The sequence below is a fragment of the Streptomyces sp. NPDC096079 genome, from assembly GCF_040303145.1.
Classification (GTDB): domain Bacteria; phylum Actinomycetota; class Actinomycetes; order Streptomycetales; family Streptomycetaceae; genus Streptomyces.
This window is the reverse complement of record NZ_JBEOST010000028.1, coordinates 1-6,564: the sequence shown is the minus strand read 5'-3', so window position 1 is coordinate 6,564 and position 6,564 is coordinate 1. Positions and strand designations below refer to the sequence as shown.

The window sequence follows — 6,564 nt, the reverse complement described above, 5'->3', positions numbered from 1 at the left end:
GGTCCGGCCGCCGGCTCGGGACCCGACCGACGGTCCGCCGGCTCGGGACCTGACCGTCCGGCCGCCGGCTCGGGACCCGACCGACGGTCCGCGGGATCGGGACCTGACCGTCCGGCCGCCGGCTCGGGACCTGACCGACGGTCCGCCGGCTCGGGACCTGACCGCACCGCCGCCGATGAGGGACCCCTCGCACCCACCGCCGGCACCTCCCGTCCCGCGCGTCCCGTCCCGGCCGGTCCGGCCACCCCGTGGGACGCCGAGTTCCGGGCCGCCGCGCTCGTGACCGGGCCCGCCCACGGACGCGCGGCCGTGCTGCTCGTGCCCGCGCTCCGGATGGTCCTCGGCACCGGCGTGGCGGGCGGGGCGGCGCTCCTCCTCGGTCTCGGGCACGGCTACTGGGCGGCGATCTCCGCCGCCGCCGTCCTCCACTCGGTCAACGTGCGGACGGCGGCCCAGCGGGCCGTCCAGCGCACCCTCGGCACGGTCGCGGGGCTCGTGCTCGGCCTCGGCGTCCTCGCCCTGGGCCCCGAGCCGGTGGAACTCGTGCTGGTGATCGTGCTGTTCGAGTTCCTCCTGGAGTACGTCGTGGCCCGCAACTACGGTCTGGGCGTCGTCTTCCTCACCCCGCTGGCCCTGCTGCTGACCGATCTGGCCGCCCCCGCGCCCGCCGGGGCGCTCGTCCGGGACCGGGCGCTGAGCAGCGTGCTCGGGGTCGCCGTCGCGCTCGGCTGCGCCCTCCTGGTGGTCCACGACCGCGCGGCGGTACGGGCGGTGCGCGCGCTCGGCGCCTGCACGCAGGCCTCGGAGCGGGCCGAACGGGCCCTGGCGGAGGGGGACGCCCGGTCGTTCCCCCTCCTCCAGACGCGTCTCGCGGCGGCCGCGGTGGAGCTGCGGGAGGCGGACGACGCGGCGGCGGGCGAGCTCTGGCAGGCCGAGATCGATCCGACCGAACTCGCCGCCGCCGAGCGCCGTGCCTACGTGCTCCTGGACCGTCTGGTCCGCCGGGGGTGAGCCCCCGTCAGGAAGCGGTCTCGATCGTCACCTTGACGTGCTTCATGAGGGGCTGGTCGCTCTGGGTGCTGTAGTCGCCCAGGGCGCACAGCACGTTCATCTCGGGCATGTAGCCGGCCGCGCAGCCGCGCGGGATGTCGTAAGGAACGGCGATGTAGTTCCTCAGGTGCCGCCGGCTGCCGTCCTTCGCGGTGCTCGTGATGTCGACCGGCCCCATGTCGGCGATCCCGCGCTCCCGCATGTCCGCCCGGTTCATGAAGACGAGCGTGCGGAGGTTCTTGATGCCCCGGTAGCGGTCGTCGTCGGAGTAGATGGTGGTGTTCCACTGGTCGTGGGAGCGCATGGTGCCCAGCGCCAGGGTGCCGGGGGCGGGCACCACGTCGGGCAGTGCGGCGCTGGAGAACTCGGCGCGCCCGGACGGGGTGAGGAAGACGAGTTCGCGGGCGGGCTGCTTGATGCGGAAGCCGAGCGGCAGCCGTACGCGCCGGTTGAAGTCCTCGAAGCCGTCGAGCGCCCGGGCCATGGTGTCCCGGATGCGGTCGTAGTCCTCGACGTACCACTCCCAGGGCGTGGCGCTGTCGGGCAGCGCGGCGCGAGCCATCCCGGCGACGATGGCCGGCTCGGAGAGCAGGTGCGGCGAGGCGGGCTTCTTCATGCCGATGGAGAGGTGGACCATGCTCATCGAGTCCTCGACCGAGGTGCTCTGGACGCCCTTGCGCTGGTGGTCCTTCTCGGTGCGGCCGAGGCAGGGCAGGATCAGGGCCTGCCGGCCGTGCACGACGTGGCTGCGGTTCAGCTTGGTGCTGACCTGCACGGTCAGCTCGCAGTTGCGCAGTGCCGCGTAGGTGTACGGGGTGTCCGGCGCCGCGAGGGCGAAGTTGCCGCCCATGCCGACGAAGACCGTGATCTCGCCGTCGTGCATCGCCTTGATGCTCGCGACGGTGTCCTTGCCGTGGGCCCGGGGCGGGTCGATCCCGCAGACCTCGGCGAGCCGGTCGAGGAACCCCTCGCCCGGGCGGTGGTCGATGCCGCAGGTGCGGTTGCCCTGGACGTTGCTGTGGCCGCGCACGGGGGAGGGGCCCGCGCCCTCCCTGCCGAGGTTGCCGCGCAGCAGCAGCAGGTTCACGATCTCCCGGACGGTGTCCACGCCGTGCTCGTGCTGGGTGACGCCGAGACACCAGCTGACGATGGAGCGGTCCGCCTCGCCGTACACGCGGGCGGCCTCCAGGATGTCGGCGCGGCTCAGCCCCGACTGCCGTTCGAGTTCCGCCCACTCAGTGGCCTCGCACAGGGCCCGGTACTCCTCGAAGCCGGCGGTGTGCCGCTCGATGAACTCGCGGTCGAGGGCCTTCGGGTCGGTCGCGGACTGCTCCAGGACCGCCTTGGCCATGCCGCGCAGCAGCGCCATGTCGCCGCCGATGCGCGGCTGGAGGTTGAGCGTGCTGGTCTTCGTCGCCTTGAAGAGGGCCATGTCGGTGAAGTCGTGCGGGACGATCGTGCGGGTGGCCGCCGCCTCGACGAGCGGGTTGACGTGCACGATCCGCGCCCCGCGGCGGTGGGCCTCGGCGAGGGCGGTGAGCATCCGGGGCGCGTTCGAGGCGGCGTTCACGCCGAGGATGAACAGCGCGTCGGCGGTCTCCCAGTCCTGGAGGTCGACCGTGCCCTTGCCGGTGCCGAGGGAGGCCTGGAGGGCCCGGCCGCTGGCCTCGTGGCACATGTTGGAGCAGTCGGGCAGGTTGTTGGTGCCCAGCTCACGGGCCATCAGCTGGTAGAGGAAGGTGGCCTCGTTGCCGAGCCGGCCGGAGGTGTAGTACGCGGCACGGTTCGGGTCGTCGAGGCCGCGCAGGGTGCGGCCGACGAGCGCGAAGGCGTCCTTCCAGCTGATCGGGACGTAGTGGTCCGACTCCGCGTCGTAGACCATCGGTTCGGTGAGGCGGCCCTCGTTCTCCAGGTCGTAGTCGCTCCACCCGGCCAGCTCGGTCACCGAGTGGGCGGCGAAGAACTCGCGCCCGACCCGCTTGCGGGTCATCTCCCAGGTGACGTGCTTGATGCCGTTCTCGCAGATGTCCAGGTGGAGGCCCTTGGTGTCGTCGGGCCAGGCGCAGCCGGGACAGTCGAAGCCGGTGTTCTCGTGGTTCATCCGCATGATCGCGCGCGGGCCGTCGACCAGAGCTCCCTCGCGGACGAGGAAGTTCGTCACGCTCTTCGCGGCGCCCCAGCCCGCGGCCGGGTGGTGGTACGGACGGAATTCCGGGTCGCCGTCGGGGGTCGGGCCCACCCGGGGTTCGTGCGCGTCCCGGGCGGTCGTCTCGTGCTCGTCGGTGCTCAAGGCGTGTCACCCTCTCGCCCTGCGCCGCGCGCATGGGCATGGTGGGACGAAAGCCCCCTTCGGGCAGGCTAAGCCCGGCGCGGAAGGCATGCCACTCACCGTCCGGACGGCCCGCGCCCGGCTGCGCACCGGATCATGCGCCCCTACGCTGGCGCTGTCCCTTTCCTCCGGTTCCGTCCCTCTTCCGTGGGAGCGTCATGGTCGTACCCCAGCCCGTCGTCGCCCCGCCCGCCCAAGCGGCCGTCTTCCTGGTGGCCACCGTCAACCCGGGCGGCGAGACCGCGGTGCGGGAGGCGCTCCAGGACGTGACGGGACTGACGCGTTCGGTGGCGTTCCGTGCCCCCGAGGCGCACCTCACGTGCGTCGTCGGCATCGGCTCCGAGGGATGGGACCGGCTCGTCGGAGGCCCCCGCCCCCGTGAGCTGCACCCCTTCCCGGCCCTGCGGGGGCCCGCGCACCGCGCCCCCGCGACCCCCGGCGACCTGCTCTTCCATCTGCGGGCCCGGCGCCTCGACCTCTGCTTCGAACTGGCCCGGCACATCGTGGCCGCCCTGGGCGCCGCCGCGAGCGTCGTCGACGAGGTGCACGGCTTCGCGTACTTCGACGACCGCGATCTGCTCGGCTTCGTCGACGGCAGCGAGAACCCCGAGGGCACGCCGGCGGCCGACGCGGTGCACATCGGCGACGAGGACCCCGGCTTCCGGGGCGGCAGCTATGTGATCGTCCAGAAGTACGTGCACGACATGACGGCCTGGGACGGGCTCACGGTCGAGCAGCAGGAGCACGTCATCGGGCGCGCCAAGGGCTCGAACATCGAGATGCCGGACGACGTCAAGCCCCCGGACTCGCACGTCGCGCTGAACACGGTCACCGACGAGAACGGCGTCCAGCAGCAGATCTTCCGCGCGAACATGCCCTTCGGGCAGATCGGCGGCGGCGCGTTCGGCACGTACTTCATCGGCTACGCGCGGACCCCCACGGTGACCGAACGGATGCTCCGCAACATGTTCCTCGGGGACCCGCCCGGCACCACGGACCGCATCCTCGACTTCTCCCGGGCCGTCACCGGCGGCCTCTTCTTCGTGCCGAGCGCCGGCCTCCTCGACGACCTCCCCGCCCCCGAGGCCGCCGCCCCCGGGCAGTCCCTGGGCATCGGCAGCCTGAAAGGAGCCCCGACCGCATGACGTCCCCCGAGTCCACCAGCAACCTCCACCGGGAACTCGCCCCGATCACCGCCGCCGCGTGGGCCGAGATCGAGGAGGAGGCCCGCCGCACCTTCCGCCGCAACGTCGCGGGCCGCCGCGTCGTCGACGTCCCCGGCCCGGCCGGTTCCGAGCTGTCCGCCGTCGGCACGGGTCACCTGGCCGATCTGGCGCCGCCCGCGCCGGGGGTGACCGCACGGCTCCGCGAGGTGCGGCCCCTGGTCGAGCTCCGGGTGCCGTTCACCGTCGACCGGGCCGCCGTCGACGACGTCGAGCGCGGCTCGAAGGACTCCGACTGGCAGCCCGTCAAGGACGCCGCCCGCACCCTCGCGTTCGTCGAGGACCGCACCGTCTTCGACGGGTACGGCCCGGCCGGCGTCGAAGGGCTGCGCGCCCGCAGTTCGAACCCGGTGCTACGGCTGCCGGCCGAACCCCGCGACTACCCCGACGCGGTCAGCAGGGCGCTCACGTCCCTGCGGCTGGCCGGTGTCGACGGCCCGTACGCGCTGCTGCTCGGCGCCGACCAGTACCGGGCGGTGAGCGAGACCTCCGACCACGGCTACCCGATCGCGGCGCACCTCGCCCGGATGCTCGACGGCTCCCCGATCTGGGCGCCCGCCCTCGACGGCGGCTTCGTCCTGTCCACCCGCGGCGGGGACTTCGAACTGCGCATCGGCCAGGACGTGGCGATCGGCTACACCTCGCACGACGCGACCCGCGTCGAGCTGTACCTCCAGGAGACCCTGACCTTCCTGCCCTACACGGACGAGGCCGTCGTCGTCCTGGAGCCCTGAGCATGGACCGGGGGGTGCTCGGCGCCGTGCCCCGCCTCGCCGTGTCGGCGCTCGCCGGCGCGGCGACCGGCGCGGTCGTCGCCGCCCTGACCCACACCCCGCTGGGCGTCCTCGCCGGCATCGCGGCGGCGGAGACCCTCTTCGTGGTCATCGGCTGGATCGTGCTGTGGCCCATGGACGCCGTCACCACCCACCGGAACGTCCGGCGCGAGGAGTTCCGGCCCGTCGTCGAGGAGCTCGTCGTCGTCGCGACCTCCCTGTGCGGGCTCGTCGGCATCGTCGTGCTGCTCCTGGTCGGACACACCGACCTGAGCCACGCGGCGGCCGCCACGGCGCTCGGCGGCGTCTTCATGGCCTGGGCCGCGCTCCACCTCATGTACGCCACCCGGTACGCGTACCTGTACTACGCCGCGAAGCCCGGGGGCGGGATCGACTTCAACTCCCCGGCGCCGCCGAAGTACAGCGACTTCCTGTACTTCAGCTTCAACCTCGGCATGACCTACCAGGTCTCCGACACGAACGTGTCCAGCCCCACCGTGCGGGAGATCGTGCTGCGCCACTGCCTGCTGTCGTACGTCTTCGGGGCGAGCATCCTGGCCACCACGATCAACCTCGTCACCGGGATCGTCACGGGCTGACCGGGGACTCAGGCCCGGCCTCAGCCGAGCGCGACCACGACCGCGGTCGTCCGGCCCGCGGGCGTGTCGTACGTGACGGTGTCGCCGGCGCGGTGACCGAGCAGCGCCCGGCCGAGCGGGCTGTCGGCGGTGACCAGGGCCGCGTCGAGGGCGTTCGCGAGCTCGCCGATCCGCAGGGCCGACTCGGTGCCGTCCGCGAAGCGCACGGTCACGCTGCTGCCCACGCCGACCGCGTCGGCGGACGGAGCCCCCGCGACGGCGCCCTCCTCCAGCCGGCCCTCGATCTCCCTGATGCGGGCGTCGAGGCGGTCGAGGTCGTCACCGCGCTGCAACTCGTCCGCCTGGTCGGCCCGATCGCCGACCTCGTCGCCACCGCCGCCCCGCAGGGTGACGGCGACGGCCTCGCGTTCGGTGCGCAGATCGGCGAGCTCGCGCTCGAACTCCTCGCGGGCGACGGCGCTGATGGGCTCGGGTCCACCGGTCATTGCTGCTCCCGTTTCTGCGGGCGGCACGGACGTGTGCCGGGGCGGCTGGTTCTGGCTGCCCATCGTCTTCCCGTCGATGGGCGTGATGTTCGCGCTGGCCGGGTC

6 protein-coding genes are annotated in these 6,564 nt (G+C 73.1%); 4 read left to right on the top strand and 2 right to left on the bottom strand.

The genetic code is table 11. The annotated features are described in order from the left end of the window. Window positions 1–1,011 (top strand): FUSC family protein (locus tag ABTY59_RS33975; protein ID WP_502995460.1); only part of this gene is annotated, 1,011 nt, incomplete at its 5' end. 7 nt (window positions 1,012–1,018) lie between these two features. On the opposite strand, the gene ABTY59_RS33970 is transcribed toward ABTY59_RS33975, so the two are convergent. Continuing rightward, the gene (locus ABTY59_RS33970; protein ID WP_352022977.1) at window positions 1,019–3,340 is read right to left on the bottom strand and encodes an FdhF/YdeP family oxidoreductase; all 2,322 of its coding nucleotides are present in this window, start codon (window positions 3,338–3,340) and stop codon (window positions 1,019–1,021) included. A gap of 197 nt (window positions 3,341–3,537) precedes the next feature. Between ABTY59_RS33970 and ABTY59_RS33965 the strand changes: the two genes are divergently transcribed. The 3 genes from ABTY59_RS33965 to ABTY59_RS33955 are packed head-to-tail and all read left to right on the top strand — an operon-like array spanning window position 3,538 to window position 5,974. Then, on the top strand, window positions 3,538–4,524 hold the full coding sequence (locus ABTY59_RS33965; protein WP_352022976.1) for a Dyp-type peroxidase: 987 nt from the start codon (window positions 3,538–3,540) through the stop codon (window positions 4,522–4,524). Continuing rightward, window positions 4,521–5,336, top strand: coding sequence for a family 1 encapsulin nanocompartment shell protein (locus ABTY59_RS33960; protein WP_352022975.1), 816 nt, complete (start codon window positions 4,521–4,523; stop codon window positions 5,334–5,336). The genes ABTY59_RS33965 and ABTY59_RS33960 overlap by 4 nt, the downstream gene beginning before the upstream one ends. Window positions 5,337–5,338: 2 nt before the next feature. After that, entirely contained in the window at window positions 5,339–5,974 is a 636-nt protein-coding gene (locus ABTY59_RS33955; RefSeq protein ID WP_352022974.1) for a DUF1345 domain-containing protein, read from the top strand. Between the two features lie 20 nt (window positions 5,975–5,994). Here ABTY59_RS33955 and ABTY59_RS33950 read toward each other — a convergent pair. Then, window positions 5,995–6,564: GreA/GreB family elongation factor (locus ABTY59_RS33950; protein ID WP_352022973.1), on the bottom strand; the 570-nt coding region annotated here is incomplete at its 5' end.

Coding starts and splice junctions, on each gene's coding strand:
- ABTY59_RS33965 (WP_352022976.1), top strand. CDS start 3,538: ATGGTCGTACCCCAGCCCGTCGTCGCCCCGCCCGCCCAAGCGGCCGTC.
- ABTY59_RS33960 (WP_352022975.1), top strand. CDS start 4,521: ATGACGTCCCCCGAGTCCACCAGCAACCTCCACCGGGAACTCGCCCCG.
- ABTY59_RS33955 (WP_352022974.1), top strand. CDS start 5,339: ATGGACCGGGGGGTGCTCGGCGCCGTGCCCCGCCTCGCCGTGTCGGCG.